The following is a 15,801-nucleotide window of genomic DNA, read 5'->3' on the forward strand; positions in this document are numbered from 1 at the left end:
TGCTGTATTTAGGTTTCTGACGGAATGTCCGAGATCCCGCGAGGTACAGTCCGCGGGCTATCAAGGCGTTCTTTCGTGGCTTTGATCGCGGCGCGCGTTGTCAGGAGCTTGCGCTTGACGGCTTCGACATTCGCGACAGGCCGGCCCGCGTCCTCGGCAAGTTGCTCGGCCAGTTTTGCGGCATGGCCGCGGCGCCCACGGCCCTCAATGGCCCGCACGATCCAGAGCGTGTCATCGCTGGACGTCTGCCCCCACCGCCCTGCCCCGTTTTCGCGTTCTTCGTATATCGGGCGCGGCGGGCCGTACGCCGGCACGAGGGTGCCGTCCCTGAATACCGCGCGAATCGCCGCGAGACCGACGAGACGGTGCGTTATGACGGGCCGTTCAACCCTCGTCGTCCCGGCCACCGCATCCCCTGACGGCCGGCCCATGATCCGCCCGCCCTTAGTGAGCTTCGATCGGGCTCGCGGCGGCTTCTTCACGCTGCCACCTCGGCAACGGAACGCAGCGGCGTCGCCTCGATCGGTGCCAACGGCGTTACCGCCCGGCGCGCGAGCTCCTCCGTCGCGTCCACGATGTACGCTGAGTAGTGCTGTTCGATCATTCCCACGCTGGTGTCGTGCAGCGCCGCGACCAGCCGCACCGGGACGTTGACGCTCAGCGCCCGGACAATCGAGCTATGCCGGAGGCACAACATCACGGTGTCGGTCGGCAGCCCCGCCAAAGCGCGAGCCTTGGCCCATTGCCGGGCCGGCACGAACGATGAGCCCCAAGGCCGACGCTCGACGCGCTCCCATTCGACGGGGCCGACCTGCTTGCTGATCCAGTGCAGCAGCAGAGGCTCATCCCCGCGGCGGTTCGAGATCACATGTTGAAGCCGGCCGATGACGTCGGCGCCGACCGGCACCGCGATCGGCGTCGGCTTCTTGGCGGCGCGACCCTTCCGGGACGGGGGAACCATGATGCGGCATCGAGCGGATTGAACGTCGGAGACTGTTAGGCGCTCGATCTGGGAGAACCGAGCCCCCGTCGCGGCCATGACCAGAACCAGCCGTCCGAAATCGCCGGTCGAATCGATCTCGAAGGCGGCGTCGATGAGCTTGCGAATCGCTGCGTCCGGCAGAACCTGCTTCCGGGCGTTGGCATCGGCAGGAAGTGCTTTCGTCCCGGATTTGACCTCGGCCGCGACCGTGGCCGGGATCGCCTGACGGTTCGCATCGATCGCGGCGTTCAGGGCAGCCCGCAGATCGTTGAGCAGCCGGTTCACGCTCGTCTGCGCATAGTCCGTCGTGAGCCGCTCCCGCCAACCTTGGATCGCGCGGGCCGTCAGCTTAGAAATCTCGAGGGCCGCGAATCGCTCATCGGCGAGCACGTGCTTTCGCAGACGACCGGCCGTGCCGATGTCGCCTTTCGAATGGCGCTTCGATCGGGCCGCGATGTACGCCTCGACGGCCGACCGAACGGTGGGCGCTGAGACGTCCTCCGCTTCCGGATCTCCGTTCGCGATCTGCGCGGCCTGTATCCTGGCCCAGGCCAGGGCCGCCGTGACGGCAGAGGGGAAGCTGAGTGATTCGGCGCTCGCTCCGGCATCGTCGGCGAGGCCCAGGCGCGCCTCTGCACGCCTGCCGTGCACAACAACTTTCGCGACCCAGGAGCCCGGACCGCGTGCAGATCGACGATAACCGAGATAAACGCCCCCGCGCCCGCCGGACACACCCTGCCAGTACGGGTTCTTGCTGGGCGCCAGCTTCGCTCGCTTGGCGGGGCTGTCGATTATCGAAGGCTGCGCCATGCCGCGTCTCACAGATCGTCTCACACTGAGGTCGAAACGAACTATAAGACAGGTGACGAAATAACGCTAGCATTGCAGCGGTATAGCAACCTCATATTTCTCAGAAAGACCCTGCCGTATCCCTCTCACGGATCAGACCGGGGTTCGATTCCCCGTGGGCGCGCCAAGCACTTCCCTCTTCCCGCACGACAGATCCGCTGGTGCCCGAGCGTTCGGGCGCGGCCGAGATCCTGCGCGGTCCGTTGTCCGTCAATTCGGGCGTAGGACCTGGGCGCCGAGGCAATGGGCGGCCATGGCGTTCAGCCGATGGGCCGGAATCCGCTGGATCGGGCGCTGGTCCGTGTCCGACTCTACGCGAAGGTAGCCCGGGTCAAATTCGGCGAAGGCGGACAGGGCCGCCAGATCGGGAATGGTGAGGCGCCGGTCCCGGAGCTCGATGAGCCCATCGCCGCGCAGCTCCTGCAGAACCCGGTTGACGTGGACGTTCGAGAGGCCGGTGGCGTCGGCGAGATCGCCTTGGGTCAGCGGCAGCGCGCAGCTGTTGCCGGTCGTCCGCCCCACCCGCTCCTGACGAACGAAGAGTTCGCAGAACAGGTGAGCGATCCGCTTCACGCCGGGCTGGCATCCGAGATTCACCACCCACTCGCGCAGGGTCGCCTCGTCGACCAGCGTGCTGAGCCGCAGGGCACAGGCCACCGCGGGGGCGGTGTCCAGGAGGTCGGCGATGGTTTCGGATGCGAGGTGAACCGCCTTGCAGGGCGACAGGGTGACAATGCTGTGGTCCATCCGCTCCAGGAGGGAGGCATCCAGGTCGCAGAGGTCGCCGGGCAGCAGGAACGCCAGGATCTGACGCCGGCCGCTGACCCGCGCCTTCTGGCGGCACGCCACCCCGTCCACGATCAGCCAGAGACCGTCCGGCTTGTCGCCCTCGCGCACCAGCGGGGTGTGCGGGTCGAGGCTGCGCCGCTCCGCGCTGATCCGTTCCAGCCTCGCCCGGTCCGCCTCCGACAACTCGACGAAGCTCTCGAGCTTTCGCGTGACGGGATTCGGTAAGCGTGCAGGCGCGTTGTCCGTCCGGTTCATGCAGTCTTCACTCGTGAAACCCGGTGGATGACCGAACTTAAGTAGTTCTTATGTCTATGAATGTTAGCGATCGAATGTGGCGTATTCAATCATCGATACACGAATTGTCGACAATCGGACAAATTATGCTGCGTTGAGAATGCGAGTCCGTGCAGCGAAGACGCCTTAGAACAGCAAGGTCCCGAGGCGGTGCCGCGACGTCGCGATCGGACGTCGTTCCGGGCGCGGCGCGCATGCCGGCGGGACCCTGCGCCCGGTCGGCGTGCCATCCCGGCGCCGGCAGGCGTTCCAGGAGGGGGGCTGGCCGCGATAGGACAAGCTGTCCGGCTGACGGCCGCGCCCTCGCCATGCGATGAGCGGGCATGATCCGGGTCATCAAGCACATTCTCGTCGAGCCCACGGCGGACCAGCTCCCGCGCCTGCGCCGGATTCAGGCGGCGGTCCTCGCCCGATTTCCGGACGCCACCACGGAGATCGTCCCCGGCCTGCTGGACGACGACCTCGTGGTCGAGGTGCGGCTCCCGCTCCTCCACCTCCTGGCCTGGCGTGGGGCGCGGGAGGCCTGGGGCGACTTCCGCCCCGCCGCCGACGGGACGCCGCTCGAGCATCCCGAGGGGCTGCGCGACGCCGGACCGGCGTGAATCGGCGCGGGCGGCAGGCGCCATCCCCAGCGGAGTGTTCACGCTTACGCGAGGACTTGCGGACACGCTTGTGCGCCGTATTCCAGCAATCGTCCGTCCGGCCCCCAAGTGGACCCTCACGATTGTTAGACCGAGCCCAGCAACGCGCCGGATCTCGCGGCCCTGCGCCACAAAAGCCATACGTTAACATTTTGCTAACAGGACCCGTTTGGCGTGATTGACAGGGGAGGGAAATTGCAACTTTGATAAATCCGTGTCGTGGGTTGTCCGCCACGAGGATGGATCGCAGAAATGAGCTGGCTTTCGCTCCGCAAATTGACCGCAAGTGAAAGCAAGGCACCGTCTTCCCAACAGACCGATGCGTTGTTGCGCGCTCCAATACAGGACGTGCCTTTTATCCGAATTGCTGATGAGGCCGAGACGACGGAGCCTTCACTGGACAGTGAAGACCTTTCGCTGGATTCTCTTGGGCAGCACAACGAGAGCCTGCGGTTCCGCGTGGCCGAAATGTCCGAGCGGCTCGACGACCTGAAGTCGCTCCAGGCGGATTTCTCCGCCCTGCTCGTGCCGATCGTGGCGATCACCGAGGAGCTTCCGCGGGCCAAGGTCCGGACGGCGGAGCTCGAGACCCTGCTGGCGATGGAGCAGAGCACCGGCGCCACCCTCCGGCGCGATCTCGCCGACGCCACCGGGCGCCTCGCCGCGGCGACCAACGACGTCGCCGCCGCCAAGATCCAGCTGCACCACCTCGAGACCAGCCTCCAGGCCCGCGACGCGGCGGCTGAGGAGGTGCGGATCGCCCTGCGCGACAAGACCCTGCAGGCCGAGAACCTGGAGCGGCGCCTGTTCGCCGAGACCGAGCAGAGCCGTGCCCTGCAGGGCGAGAGCAAGGCGCTGCGGGTCGAGGCCAAGGCCCTGGACCAGGCCCTGGCCCGCTCCGACAGCGAGCTGCAGGACCTGCGCGAGAGCCGGCACGCCCTGGACCGGGACAACCTCCGGCTCCAGAACCTGAGCGAGGCCCAGGCGGCCCAGCTCGCCGAGCTGACCGCCCGGGCCGAGGAGTTCGAGGGTCAGGCCGAGTCCAACCGCGTCGCCCTGCACAACGTCGAGCAGCAGCTGGCCGCCGAGGTCGCCGCCGCCCAGAAGGCGGAGGCCCAGTACGAGGCCGAGGTCGCCAACCATCGCACCGAGCGCGCGAGCCTCGCCATGCGGGTCGAGGCCGCCACGAGCCGCCTCGCCAACACCGAGCAGATGCTGTCCCAGCTGCGCACCCAGCTGCGCGAACGCGACGAGGCCGGCCGCTCGGCCGAGCGCGGTCTCAAGGAAGCCTCCATCGAGCGCGTCACCCTGGAGCGTCGGCTGGAGAGCGCCCAGGTCGATCTCGCCCGCCAGAACGAGCGCTTCCTCGAGATGCAGCGGGCGCGCTCGGAATTCGAGCACCGCTGCGAGATGCTGACCAAGGCGATGGCGGCCAAGGATGCGGCCCTGGAGCAGGCCCTCGGCCGGGTCTCCAGCCTGTCCGACCGCATCGACCACCTCGTCCACCGCCAGGAAGTGGAGCGCGCGGATTTCGAGACCGTGAACCACCGCCTGATCGAGGAGCTCCAGCACGAGCGCTCCGAGCGCAAGCTGGCCCAGGGCGCCCTCGACATCGCCCGCGAGAGCCGCGTCGCCCTGCAGAAGCAGCACGAGGCCCTGCGCCGCTCGGCCCGCAGCTTCGCCGGGGACGAGGTGGCGCGGAACGAGCCGGCCGCGCCCGCGCCGGAGCCCAGCAACGTCCGTCCCTTCACGCCCCCGCCCGAGAAGTAGCGCCCGACCCGACCGATCCAGCCTCGCCGACCCGACCCCTCCACCCCTTTAAGAGACGGCGCGGCGGAGACCCCGCGCAGGGATGCCCAGATGTCCGAGACCGCGCTTCGCGACCGAGAAACCTCTTCTGCCGGAGCCTGGCTGATGCGCAGCTTGCCCAGCCCCCATCGCGGGTCGGCCGCGCCAGAGCAGGGCCCGTCGGACGAGGCGCTGCCGGCCCCGGCCAATGCCGGTCCGAAGCGGGACTGGTCCGCCTCCCTCGACCTCATCCACGAGGCGACGGCCGCGATCCGCATCAGCGAGGAGCGGGCCGCCGAGCTGGAGCAGGAGCTGGAGCGCACGGTGGCACGGGCCCTGGAGCGGGCCACCGCCCTCGAGGCGCAGGTCGCCGCCGCCCAGTCCCGCGCCGACCTCGCGGAGCGCCGGGCGGACGAGGCCGAGGAGTGGCTGGCCCGCCTGCACGACGCCGTGGTCGAGGGCTTCACCCGCCGCGCGCCGGCGGACGAGGCGAATCCGGCCAAGGTCGCGACGCCGTGAGGGGCCGGGGCGTCGGCGGCGGACCCACCCTGCGGGGTCCCGCCGTCCGCCCGGGACCCTGCGCCACGACCGCCACCGAGACCGTCACCAAGACCCTCGCCAAGACCGTTTTCCCGTCCGGGTCCCCGCCCCCAGGTCTGCTGCACAGATGTCCGCTGCCGCCTCCTCCATCCTGTCGCCCGTGATCGATCTCGCGCTCGCCCGGCTGCCCGTCCGTCACGGGGTCGAGGTCTCCGACCTGCGCGAGACGGAGAGCCCCGAGCGGAGCGGCAGCCAGGCGCTCGCCCTGGTGCCCGTGCCGTCGACCACGCCCACCTCGGAGCTCGGCGCCACGACCCTGCGCCTGGTCGAGCACAGCATGGAGACGATCCAGGCCCTGCACGAGCGGGTGGATACGATCTCGGCCCAGGCCCGGGACCTGATCCGCCTCACCCACCGGGAGCGGGTCGAGCAGCAGGCCGAGCTGGATCGCGCCCGGGCGGAGGCATCCGCTTGGCGGCGTCAGGCCATGGAGCTGGAGATCCGGATGCGCGAGGCCCAGCTGCGCGTCCGCGAGGCCGAGATGGCACGGCGCGAAGCGGATCAGGCCGCCCTCGATGCGCGGCAGCGGGCGCGCTCCGCCGAGGGCGAGGTCCAGGACCTGGAAGCCTACCTGCGCAAGATCAGCGACTACCTGCAGGCCAATCTCGGCGGCGCTCCGGGCCGGCCGGCGCGCGACGCCTGACGGACGGGCGCCCCCGGGGCGCGGATCCGGAGAATCAGCCCCGGCGGCGAGGTGGCCCCCGCGGGGTCCGGGCGGGGGCGACGGACCGGCCCGCCGACCGAACAGGCTTTGCCGGTCCCGCCCTCCCCCGGCGATCATGCTGCAGCGCAAGCGTAGCCATTCGTTGAGAAGGTTCAGGGTTTTCGCGGGCCGGACGGAAATACCAAGATGTTCGCTGCGTTGCGGGATCGATTTATCAGTTCCCGGGCAGGCGAGGACTTGCGTAGTCTGAACCGACCGTTAATGTTTCCTCTCCGCCAAAATAATATCGCGTCTAACCTTTTTTGACGGGGTGACAGCCATGTCCAACGTGATTCGCGTGAAGCCGACGCATGACGGCACCTATACGGTGTACCGCGGCGAGTCCGTGCTCGTCAGCGGCCTGACCCGCCTGCAGGCGGAGCGCTACCAGGCCAGCATCGCCGCCCAGGCGAAGGTGCTCGAGGACGCCTGACCCCGACACCCCGGGGCGGCGTCCGTGCGACGTCGCCTCAGGACCGGGCCAGGGCCAGGGCGCCGAGATCCGCGATGATTCCGGTCTCCGTCAGGCCCCGCTCGATGCCCGCGACGGCATAGCCCGTCGCCTGGCGCGTGATCGTATAGAGGTGGTAGCTGGCGCGGTGATGCCGGGCATCGCCCCGGGCCGATGCCGAGGCGGCCCCCACCACCGGGATCGATCTCCCCCCGGGCCCGGGCACGAACGCGACGCTGCGGACGTGATTGTGTCCGTGCAGGATCAACTCCGCCCCCGCATGGGCCACCATGGCGGTGAACGCCCCCGCATCCTTCAGTTCACGCCCGGACGACGTGCCGCCGGGATGCGACGGGTGGTGGATCATCACCACGCGGAAGGGCGGCTCGGGTTCGGCCCCCAGCGTCCGCAGCAGGGCCTCCGTGGCGGCGATCTGCTGCGGCCCGAGGCGGCCGCTGGCCATCAGCGGCTTCGTGGGCACCGCCGAGGACAGGCCGATCAGGGCCACAGGCCCGCGCCGGCGCAGGTATGGGAAATGCCCGTGCGTGCCGTCGTCCCCCGCGGTCCAGGCGCCGCAGGCCAGGAGCAGGCCCTCGAGGGAGCCGCGCACGTAGGCGTCGTGGTTGCCCGGCACGAAGCTGACGGCCTCGGGTGTTCCGAGGGCTTCCAGGAACACCTTCGCGGTCGACCACTCGCTCGGCAGGCCGATGTTGCAGAGGTCGCCGGTGCAGGCGATGTGGTCGTGCCCCTGCGCCTGAAGGTCGGCCACCAGGGCGGCCAGCACCTCCATGTCGTGGGCGTCCTTGCGGCCGCGCTGCCAGTTCACGTAGCCGGTGGCGCGTTTGCTCAGGAGCTGGCGCAGGCGCGGGCGTGTCAGCGGCCCCACATGGGGGTCGGTCAGGTGGGCGAGGCGGAACATCATCCCCCAATGCGCGGTCGATGATCGGGATTTCGCGCCCCGCATCGCCCCAACCGGGGCCGGGGGTCAAGCCTCGGGCCGCGAATCCGCCCGTCGCCCCTCACGCGCTGCCGATGGCGATTCCGGCGAGCAGCACCAGGGCGCCACCGAGCACGACCTGCATCGCCGCGCGCCAGAACGGCGTCGCCATGTAGTGGGTGCGGATCGCCGCGATCGCCAGCAATTCCACCACCACGACCAGGATCGCCAGAGCGGTCGCGACGCCGAAGGCGTTCGGCCAGGTGGCGGGGATCGCGTAGGGCAGCGTATGGCCGAGGCCGCCCACCGTGGTCATGACCCCGCAGACGAGGCCGCGCATCCAGGGCGTCCCGCGCCCGGTGATCTGCCCGTCATCCGAGAGCGCCTCGGTGAAACCCATGCTGATCCCGGCGCCGATGGAGGCGGCGAGCCCCACCAGGAAGGTGGCGCCGTTGCTGTGGGTGGCGAATGCAGCGGCGAAGATCGGCGCCAGGGTGGAGACCGAGCCGTCGATCAGCCCGGCGAGGCCCGGCTGGACGTAGCGCAGGACGAAGGCACGGTGAGCCTCGGCCGCGTCGCGTGCGGCCGTCACGTCCGGGGCGTCCTGGGCGGGGGAAATCATCATCGTGCGCGTCCTATCCTGACCGGCTCGTCTCGGGCTACTTCCTTGTTTGGATCGATTCCAATCTATAACTTGGAATAGATCCAAACAAGGCGATTGCGCGCGTTTCCGGGCCCGAAATGGGGGATTCGGCCGCCAATGCGCCGTTGCGCCGGCCGCGCGATCGGAGCTAGACAGCCGGCTGCCCGTCCGGCGCGCTTCCCGGCGCGGCGTGCGGGACGGCTCCGTGGACATCCCCTCCTCGAAGGCATCGCCGGCCCATCGGCGCCGCGACGCGAAAGCGAAGTGATGAGCCTCGTCAAACGCATCGGCCGCGCGCCCGCGGTCCAGCAGGCCCTCGGCATCCTCGCGGGCGGCTACCTCCGCCTCGTGCGGCGCACCAACCGTTTCACGGTGGAGCCGGCCGCGCCGGATGCCTGGCTCGACGGGCTCAGCCCCTTCATCGCCGGCATGTGGCACGGCCAGCACACGATGATCTCGTTCATGCGCCGGCCGCACGACCGGATCGCTACGATCATCTCGCGCTCGCCCGACGGCAACATCAACACCATCGCGCTGACCCGCATGGGCGTGCGGGTGATCCGGGCCTCCGGCGCCCGGGGTCGCGCCCTGCGGGACGCCAAGGCGAAGGGCGGGGCCGAGGGCCTGCGCGCCATGCTGCGGGCCCTGAAGGATGGCGAGTCCGTGGCCTTCAGCGCCGACGTGCCGAAGGTCTCGCGCCGGGCCGATGCCGGCATCCTCACCCTGGCGCGCTTCTCCGGCCGGCCGATCATCCCCGTGGCGGTGGTGACGAGCCGGCACTGGCGCTTCAACAGCTGGGACCGGGCCTGCCTCGGCATGCCCTTCGGCCGGGGCGCGATGGTGTTCGGCGAGCCCATCTTCGTGCCGCGGGACATCGAGCCGGACGCCCTCGAGGCCCTGCGCCGCCAGCTCGAGGCCGAGATGAACCGCGTGCACGACCGCGCCTACACCCTGGTGGGACGGCCCGACCGGGTCGGACCCCACGACCGCGTCCGCCATCCCGACCGCGTCGGGGCGAGCGGCCGGGTCGGGGAACCGGCATGAAGGCGATGGCGAAGGCCCCGCCCCTCACGGCGATCCTGCGGGCCTATCGCACCGGGCTCTATCTCGGCGAGCCGGCCCTGGCCGGCCTGCTGGCCTGGCGCTCCCGCCGGGGCAAGGAGGATCCCGGACGCCTGGCCGAGCGGCGCGGGCTGCCGGGCCGAGCCCGGCCGACGGGCCGCCTGGTCTGGATGCACGGGGCCAGCGTCGGCGAAGCGCTGTCCCTCGTCGGCCTCGTCGACGGCATGATCGCCCGGGGCTTCTCGGTGCTGGTGACGACGGGCACCCGCAGCGCCGCCGACCTGATCGGGCGGCGGCTGCCGGCCGGTGCCGTGCACCAGTACATGCCCCTCGACGCCCCGCGCTGGGTCGACCGCTTCCTCGCCCATTGGCGCCCCGACCTCGCCCTGGTCGCCGAATCCGAGATCTGGCCGAACACGGTCGTCGGCCTGCACCGGCACGGCATCCCCCTCCTTGTCGTCAACGGACGGATGTCCGAGCGCTCGTTCCGGGGCTGGGCCCGCACCCCCCGCTCCGCCGAGGCGCTCCTCGCCCGCATCGCGATCTGCCTCGCCCAGACCGACGAGGATGCCGACCGCTTCCGCCGCCTCGGCGCCCCCCGGGTCAGCGTTTCCGGGAACCTGAAATACGATTCCGAGGTGCCGCCCGCGGATGGCCAGCAGCTCGCCCATCTGCGCGACCTCGTCGGCGACCGGCCGGTCTGGGTCGCGGCCAGCACCCATCCGGGCGAGGATGCCATGGCGGCCCGGGCCCATGCCCGCCTCAAGGCGCGCTGGCCGCGCCTGCTCACCATCATCGTGCCGCGGCATCCCCATCGCGGCGGCGACGTCGCCGCCTGCGCCGGGGCCGAGGGCCTGACCAGCGCCCGGCGCTCGCAGGGTGGCCGGCCCCATGGCGGCGTCGACCTCTACGTCGCCGACACCCTCGGCGAGCTCGGCCTGTTCTACCGCCTCGGCCGCATCGTCTATCTCGGCGGTTCCCTGGTGCCCCATGGCGGCCAGAACCCGATCGAGCCGACGCGCCTGCGGTCCGCCGTGCTGCACGGGCCGCACGTCCACAACTTCACCCAGGTCTATCGCGCCCTGGACGCCGCCGGCGGAGCCTTGCCGGTGACCGATGCCGACGCCCTGGCGGCGGCCCTGGACGCCCTCCTGGCCGACCGCCCCCGCATCGACGCGATGAGCCGGGCCGGTGCCGCCGCCCTCCAGCCCTTCGAGGGCGCCGTCGCCCGCACCCTGTCGGTGCTCGATCCCTTCATCGCCCAGATGACCCTCAAGGCGATGGCGGCCTCGTGAGGGACGGCTGATGCGCCCCCCGGCCTTCTGGGACGCGGATCCCGGCCATCCCGCCGCCCGGCTGCTCGGCCCCGTCGGCACCCTCTACGGCCGGCACACCGCCGCGCGCATGGACCGGCCCGGCGCCCCGGCCCCCTGCCCCGTGCTCTGCGTCGGCAACTTCACCCTGGGGGGGGCCGGCAAGACCCCCACCGCCCTGGCCCTCGCCGCCCGCCTGCGCACCCTCGGGGCTAACCCGGCCTTCCTCACCCGGGGCTATGGCGGACGCCTCACCGGACCGGAGCGGGTCGATCCGTCCCGCCAGTCGGCCGCCGAGACCGGCGACGAGCCCCGTCTGCTGGCGCGGGTCGCGCCGACGATCCTCGCCCGCGACCGCCCGGCCGGCGCCGCTTTCTGCGTCCGCGAGGGCGCCGACGTCATCATCATGGATGACGGCCTGCAGAATCCGAGCCTCGCCAAGACGTTGTCGCTGGCCGTGGTCGATGCCGGCGCCGGCCTCGGCAACGGGCTGCCCTTCCCGGCCGGTCCCCTGCGGGTGCCCCTCGCCCGGCAATGGCCGCACGTCCACGGCCTCGTGCTGATCGGAGCCGGGCCCCGGGGCGAGGCCGTGGCCGAAGCGGCGCGGGCGCGCAGCCTCCCGGTCCACCGCGCCCGCCTGGTGCCGGGCGCCGACCTGACGGGCCGCCGCGTCCTCGCCTTCGCGGGCATCGGGCGCCCCCAAAAATTCTTCGCGAGCCTCGAAGAGGCCGGGGCCACGATCGTCGCGCGCCGCGCCTTTCCGGACCACCACCCCTACGGCGCCGCGGACGAGGCCACCCTGGCGGCCGAGGCAGCCCGCCTCGGCGCCGAGCTCGTCACCACCGAGAAGGACCACGTCCGCCTCTCACCCCCCTTCGCCGCCCGCGTCGCGGTCCTGCCCGTCACCCTGGCATTCGCCGATGAAGCTCCGCTGCTGGCGCAGCTGCGGAGGTTGGTCGGCGCCACCGCGTTCCGGGGCGCGGACCGTCCGTCCTGATGCGGCGACCATTGCGCCCAGGTCATGTCCCCCGACGAAACCATCGATCACGCTGGCCGCAAGAGGTTCGCTCGTGACGTGACGGTCCGCCTTCGGTAATTGTCGAAGGCATTCTTCGCCATCTGCTCGGGAGTCGCCCGCGGAAAGGACCGTTCGTGGCCTTTGTACCGGTCGACAAGACCCAGCCTGCTTTCCTCGCCGACGGCGGCGAGACCGGTCTGCTGATCGGCGCGCGGGATTGGTCCGGGACCGCGCTCGGTCCGATCGCGGGGTGGCCGACGCCCCTGAAGACCGCGATCGGCATCATGCTCACCGCGCCGAGCCCGGTGTCGATCCTCTGGGGGCGCGACCGCATACAACTCTACAACGACGCGTATATTCCGATCGCGGCGGGTCGGCACCCGGCCGCGCTGGGCCGACCGGCGGCGCGGAACTGGAGCGAGGCCTACGACGGTTTCCTGGGTCCTCTCCTCGACCGGGTCTTCGCCGGCGAGACGGTGCAAATCGACGAGCACGCGGTGCTGCTGCGGACGCCCTCGGGCCTCACCGAGCAGCGTTACTTCACCGGCAGCTTCCAGCCCCTGCGCGACGAGGCCGGTGCGGTGGCGGGCGTGTTCCATCCGCTCTCCGAGGTGACGGGCAACAAGGCGGCGGCGGCGGACCAGCGCCGGGCCGAGCAGGCGCTGCGGGACAGCGAGATCCGCTACCGGCAGATCGTCGAGGGCGCCGAGGACTACGCGATCGTGCGCCTCGACGATCGCGGGATCATCACGACGTGGAACACCGGCGCGGAGCGTCTCACGGGGTTCACCGAGCGCGATGCGGTCGGGCAGCCGGGCGACATCCTGTTCACGCCCGAGGACCGGGCCGCGGGCCGGGCCGCCGACGAGTTGAGCCGGGCCGAGCGCGACGGGCGCGCGCTCAACGAACGCTGGCACATGCGCCGGGACGGCAGCCGGTTCTGGGCCTCGGGGCTCATGATGCGCCTCGACGCCGACGGCGGCAGCTATCTCAAGATGTTTCGCGACCGGACGTCGGAGCACGAGGCCGAGGCGGCCCTGGCCGCGGAGGTGGCGGCGCTCGGGCGGTTGCAGGAGGTCAGCACGCGGCTGGTCAGCGACGAGGCGCCCCAGGCGGTCTACGACGCGATCCTGACCGCCGCCGCCGACCTGATGGGCTCCGAATGCGCGAGCATCCAGATGCTGGACGCCGCGGGCGACCTCAAGCTCCTGGCGCATCACGGATACGATCCGCGCTCGGCCGCGTACTGGCAGACGGTCGACGCCGCGTCCGAGAGCACCTGCGGCATCGCCATGACCACGGGCGAACGCGTGATCGTGCCCGACGTGGAGCTCAGCGGCCTGGCGCACGAGAGCGGCGACCTCCAGTCGTACCGCTGGTCGGGGATGCGGGCGATCCAGACGACGCCCCTGCTGTCCCGCACGGGCAAGCCCATCGGCATGATCTCGACGCACTGGAAGCGGCCGCACGTGCCGCCGGAGCGCGACCTGAAGCTGTTCGACGTGCTCGCCCGCCAGGCGGCCGACGCGATCGAGCGGACGACGGCGCAGGCCAAGCTGCGCGAGAGCGAGGCCCGGCAGGCCTTCCTGCTCTCGCTCTCGGACGCGATCCGCCTGCTCCGCACACCGGCGGAGATCGCCTCCACGGCGGCCGAGCGTCTCGGCGAACGCTTCGGCCTGAGCCGGGTGTTCTACGCCGAGTTCTTCGGCAGCCTGATGCGGGTCGAGCGCGACTACACGCGGGGGGTCGCGTCCCTGGTGGGCGAGCACGACCTGGGGGCGTTCGGCCCCGACCTGCTGCGCGCCTACCACGATCGCCCCATCGTCAAGGTCGACGACGTCCGCACGGACCTGCGCTTCAGTGACGGCGCCCGCGCGGGGCTGCTGGCCCGGCAGGTCGGCGCCTACCTCGACGTCGTGCTGTACGAGAACGAGCGCTGGGTCAGCCTGCTGGCCCTGCAGAGCGCCCGGCCCCGGCGCTGGAGCGCGTCCGAGGAAGGCCTGTTCCGGGAGGTCGGCGAGCGCGTGAAGGCCGCCATCGAGCGGGCCCGGGCCGAGGACCGGCTGCGCGAGCTGAACGACACCCTCGAGCGGCGGGTCGACGAGGCGCTGGCCGAGCGCAACATGCTCGCCAAGCTCGTCGAGATGACCGACATCATGATCATGGCGGTGGATCTCGACTACACCATCCTGGCCGTGAACGCCGCCAATGCCGACGAGTTCGCGCGCCTCTACGGGGTGCGTCCGAAGGCCGGCGACAACATGCTCCGGCTGCTCGACGGCCAGCCCGAGCACCAGGAGCAGGTGCGTACCGGGTGGGCGCTGGGCATGCGCGGCGAGCCCGTGACCTTCGTCGAGGGCTACGGCGAGCCGAGCCGGGCGCGGCCCTGTTACGAGGTGAACTTCCGCCCGCTCCGCGACGAGAGCGGTCGGCAGGTCGGCGTCTACCAGTTCGTCACCGACGTGACGGACCGCCTGCGTCGCGAGGCGCAGCTCGCCGAGGCCCAGGACGCCCTGCGCCAGTCGCAGAAGATGGAGGCGATGGGCCAGCTGACCGGCGGCGTCGCGCACGACTTCAACAATCTGCTGACGCCGATCGTCGGTTCGCTCGACCTGCTGCAGCGCAGGCAACTCGGCGGCCCGCGCGAGCAGCGCCTCATCGCCGGGGCGATGCAATCGGCCGAGCGGGCGAAGACCCTCGTCCAGCGCCTGCTGGCCTTCGCGCGGCGCCAGCCGTTGCAGCCGGTGCCCGTCGATCTCGCGAAGCTGGTCGCCGGCATGGGCGAGCTGGTCGCGAGCACCACGGGGCCGCAGATCAAGGTCGTGGTCGAGTCCCCGGAGGGTCTGCCGCTGGCGAAGGCCGACCCGAACCAGCTTGAGATGGCGCTGCTGAACCTCGCGGTGAATGCGCGGGACGCGATGGAGGACGGGGGCGGCACGCTGCGCATCTCGACCCGGCGGGAAGACGTCGCGGCGGGGCATCGGACCCAGCTGCGACCCGGCCGCTATCTCTGCCTGTCGGTGGCCGACACGGGCTCCGGCATGGACGAGGCGACGATCGCCCGCGCCGTCGAGCCGTTCTTCTCGACCAAGGGCGTCGGCAAGGGCACGGGTCTGGGCCTGTCGATGGTGCACGGCCTCGCGTCTCAGCTGGGCGGCGCCCTCGCGATCCAGAGCCGGCCCGGGCTCGGCACCCAGGTCGAGCTTTGGCTTCCCCAAAGCACGGAGGAGCCGCAGCCCGCCCGGCCGGCGTCCGGGACGTCCGCCATGCCGGCGACGCGCGGCACGGCGCTCCTGGTCGATGACGAGGAGCTCGTGCGGATGAGCACGGGGGATATGCTGAGCGATCTCGGCTACGCGGTGGTGGAAGCCGACTCCGCCGAAGCGGCGCTGCGCCTGCTCCACGCGGGCGGCCCTTTCGATCTCCTCGTGACCGACCACATGATGCCGGGCCTCACCGGAACTGACCTCGCCCGCCAAGTCCGGACCCTGAAGCCCGGCATGCCCGTGCTGCTGGTCTCCGGCTACGCCGAGCGCGGAGGCGTGGACCCGGACCTGGCCCGCCTGACCAAGCCGTTCCGCAAGGACGAGCTGGCCGCGAGCCTCGCCCAGCTCATGACGGCGCACTGACGAGTCAGGGGTTGCGCGCGGCGTCCTTGAGAGCGCCGACCTCATCGTCAGGGATGGCGGATTGCGGAGCCCGGGTTTGGCCGAGGCGCTGTCGTGGGCCGT

13 protein-coding genes and 1 pseudogene are annotated in these 15,801 nt (G+C 71.0%); 9 read left to right on the forward strand and 5 right to left on the reverse strand.

The window, feature by feature from the left end; translation table 11 throughout:
- Positions 1–8 precede the first annotated feature (8 nt).
- The 3 genes from AC0IY1_RS05805 to AC0IY1_RS05815 all read right to left on the reverse strand — a co-directional run bounded on the left by AC0IY1_RS05805 (position 9) and on the right by AC0IY1_RS05815 (position 2,875).
- On the reverse strand, positions 9–482 hold the full coding sequence (locus AC0IY1_RS05805) for a hypothetical protein (RefSeq protein WP_471768369.1): 474 nt from the start codon (positions 480–482) through the stop codon (positions 9–11).
- On the reverse strand, positions 479–1,792 hold the full coding sequence (locus AC0IY1_RS05810) for a tyrosine-type recombinase/integrase (RefSeq protein WP_471768371.1): 1,314 nt from the start codon (positions 1,790–1,792) through the stop codon (positions 479–481). The genes AC0IY1_RS05805 and AC0IY1_RS05810 overlap by 4 nt, the downstream gene beginning before the upstream one ends.
- A gap of 249 nt (positions 1,793–2,041) precedes the next feature.
- Entirely contained in the window at positions 2,042–2,875 is an 834-nt protein-coding gene (locus AC0IY1_RS05815) for a Crp/Fnr family transcriptional regulator (RefSeq protein WP_471768373.1), read from the reverse strand.
- Positions 2,876–3,237: 362 nt separating this feature from the next.
- On the opposite strand from AC0IY1_RS05815, the gene AC0IY1_RS05820 reads away from it, so the two are divergent.
- From AC0IY1_RS05820 to AC0IY1_RS05840, 5 genes are all read left to right on the forward strand, one after another.
- Positions 3,238–3,516, forward strand: coding sequence for a hypothetical protein (locus AC0IY1_RS05820; protein WP_471768375.1), 279 nt, complete (start codon positions 3,238–3,240; stop codon positions 3,514–3,516).
- A 507-nt stretch (positions 3,517–4,023) separates the two neighbouring features.
- Entirely contained in the window at positions 4,024–5,325 is a 1,302-nt protein-coding gene (locus tag AC0IY1_RS05825; protein ID WP_471768671.1) for a chromosome partitioning protein ParA, read from the forward strand.
- 144 nt (positions 5,326–5,469) lie between these two features.
- Positions 5,470–5,862, forward strand: coding sequence for a hypothetical protein (locus tag AC0IY1_RS05830; RefSeq protein ID WP_471768377.1), 393 nt, complete (start codon positions 5,470–5,472; stop codon positions 5,860–5,862).
- Positions 5,863–6,010: 148 nt separating this feature from the next.
- Positions 6,011–6,586 (forward strand): hypothetical protein, encoded by a 576-nt coding sequence (locus tag AC0IY1_RS05835; protein WP_103709108.1) that lies wholly within the window; start codon positions 6,011–6,013, stop codon positions 6,584–6,586.
- A gap of 340 nt (positions 6,587–6,926) precedes the next feature.
- A complete protein-coding gene (locus AC0IY1_RS05840) occupies positions 6,927–7,079 on the forward strand; it encodes a hypothetical protein (RefSeq protein ID WP_181017274.1) in 153 nt (50 codons plus the stop codon).
- A gap of 37 nt (positions 7,080–7,116) precedes the next feature.
- On the opposite strand, the gene AC0IY1_RS05845 is transcribed toward AC0IY1_RS05840, so the two are convergent.
- Both AC0IY1_RS05845 and AC0IY1_RS05850 read right to left on the reverse strand, forming a co-directional pair.
- Complete coding sequence (locus AC0IY1_RS05845; protein WP_471768673.1) at positions 7,117–8,016, reverse strand: metallophosphoesterase family protein; 900 nt, start codon at positions 8,014–8,016, stop codon at positions 7,117–7,119.
- Positions 8,017–8,116: 100 nt separating this feature from the next.
- A pseudogene (locus AC0IY1_RS05850) lies at positions 8,117–8,632 on the reverse strand (VIT1/CCC1 transporter family protein); the annotation flags it as partial.
- A gap of 312 nt (positions 8,633–8,944) precedes the next feature.
- On the opposite strand from AC0IY1_RS05850, the gene AC0IY1_RS05855 reads away from it, so the two are divergent.
- From AC0IY1_RS05855 to AC0IY1_RS05870, 4 genes are all read left to right on the forward strand, one after another.
- Positions 8,945–9,721 (forward strand): lysophospholipid acyltransferase family protein, encoded by a 777-nt coding sequence (locus AC0IY1_RS05855; RefSeq protein ID WP_055952618.1) that lies wholly within the window; start codon positions 8,945–8,947, stop codon positions 9,719–9,721.
- Entirely contained in the window at positions 9,718–11,034 is a 1,317-nt protein-coding gene (locus AC0IY1_RS05860) for a 3-deoxy-D-manno-octulosonic acid transferase (protein WP_245436017.1), read from the forward strand. Before AC0IY1_RS05855 ends, AC0IY1_RS05860 begins: the two co-directional genes overlap by 4 nt.
- A gap of 10 nt (positions 11,035–11,044) precedes the next feature.
- Positions 11,045–12,049 carry a tetraacyldisaccharide 4'-kinase gene (gene lpxK / locus AC0IY1_RS05865; RefSeq protein WP_471768381.1) on the forward strand — a complete coding sequence of 335 codons (1,005 nt, stop codon included), beginning with the start codon at positions 11,045–11,047 and terminating at the stop codon, positions 12,047–12,049.
- Between the two features lie 155 nt (positions 12,050–12,204).
- Positions 12,205–15,699, forward strand: coding sequence for a PAS domain-containing protein (locus tag AC0IY1_RS05870; protein WP_471768384.1), 3,495 nt, complete (start codon positions 12,205–12,207; stop codon positions 15,697–15,699).
- Positions 15,700–15,801: the final 102 nt, after the last annotated feature.

The sequence above is a fragment of the Methylobacterium sp. AC690 genome (assembly GCF_979256535.1).

Excerpts from the sequence above, each read along its gene's own strand:
- AC0IY1_RS05855 (WP_055952618.1), top strand. The coding sequence starts at position 8,945 with ATGAGCCTCGTCAAACGCATCGGCCGCGCGCCCGCGGTCCAGCAGGCC.
- AC0IY1_RS05815 (WP_471768373.1), bottom strand. The coding sequence starts at position 2,875 with ATGAACCGGACGGACAACGCGCCTGCACGCTTACCGAATCCCGTCACG.
- lpxK (WP_471768381.1), top strand. The coding sequence starts at position 11,045 with ATGCGCCCCCCGGCCTTCTGGGACGCGGATCCCGGCCATCCCGCCGCC.
- AC0IY1_RS05830 (WP_471768377.1), top strand. The coding sequence starts at position 5,470 with ATGCGCAGCTTGCCCAGCCCCCATCGCGGGTCGGCCGCGCCAGAGCAG.
- AC0IY1_RS05810 (WP_471768371.1), bottom strand. The coding sequence starts at position 1,792 with ATGGCGCAGCCTTCGATAATCGACAGCCCCGCCAAGCGAGCGAAGCTG.
- AC0IY1_RS05835 (WP_103709108.1), top strand. The coding sequence starts at position 6,011 with ATGTCCGCTGCCGCCTCCTCCATCCTGTCGCCCGTGATCGATCTCGCG.
- AC0IY1_RS05840 (WP_181017274.1), top strand. The coding sequence starts at position 6,927 with ATGTCCAACGTGATTCGCGTGAAGCCGACGCATGACGGCACCTATACG.
- AC0IY1_RS05825 (WP_471768671.1), top strand. The coding sequence starts at position 4,024 with ATGTCCGAGCGGCTCGACGACCTGAAGTCGCTCCAGGCGGATTTCTCC.
- AC0IY1_RS05860 (WP_245436017.1), top strand. The coding sequence starts at position 9,718 with ATGAAGGCGATGGCGAAGGCCCCGCCCCTCACGGCGATCCTGCGGGCC.
- AC0IY1_RS05820 (WP_471768375.1), top strand. The coding sequence starts at position 3,238 with ATGATCCGGGTCATCAAGCACATTCTCGTCGAGCCCACGGCGGACCAG.
- AC0IY1_RS05845 (WP_471768673.1), bottom strand. The coding sequence starts at position 8,016 with ATGTTCCGCCTCGCCCACCTGACCGACCCCCATGTGGGGCCGCTGACA.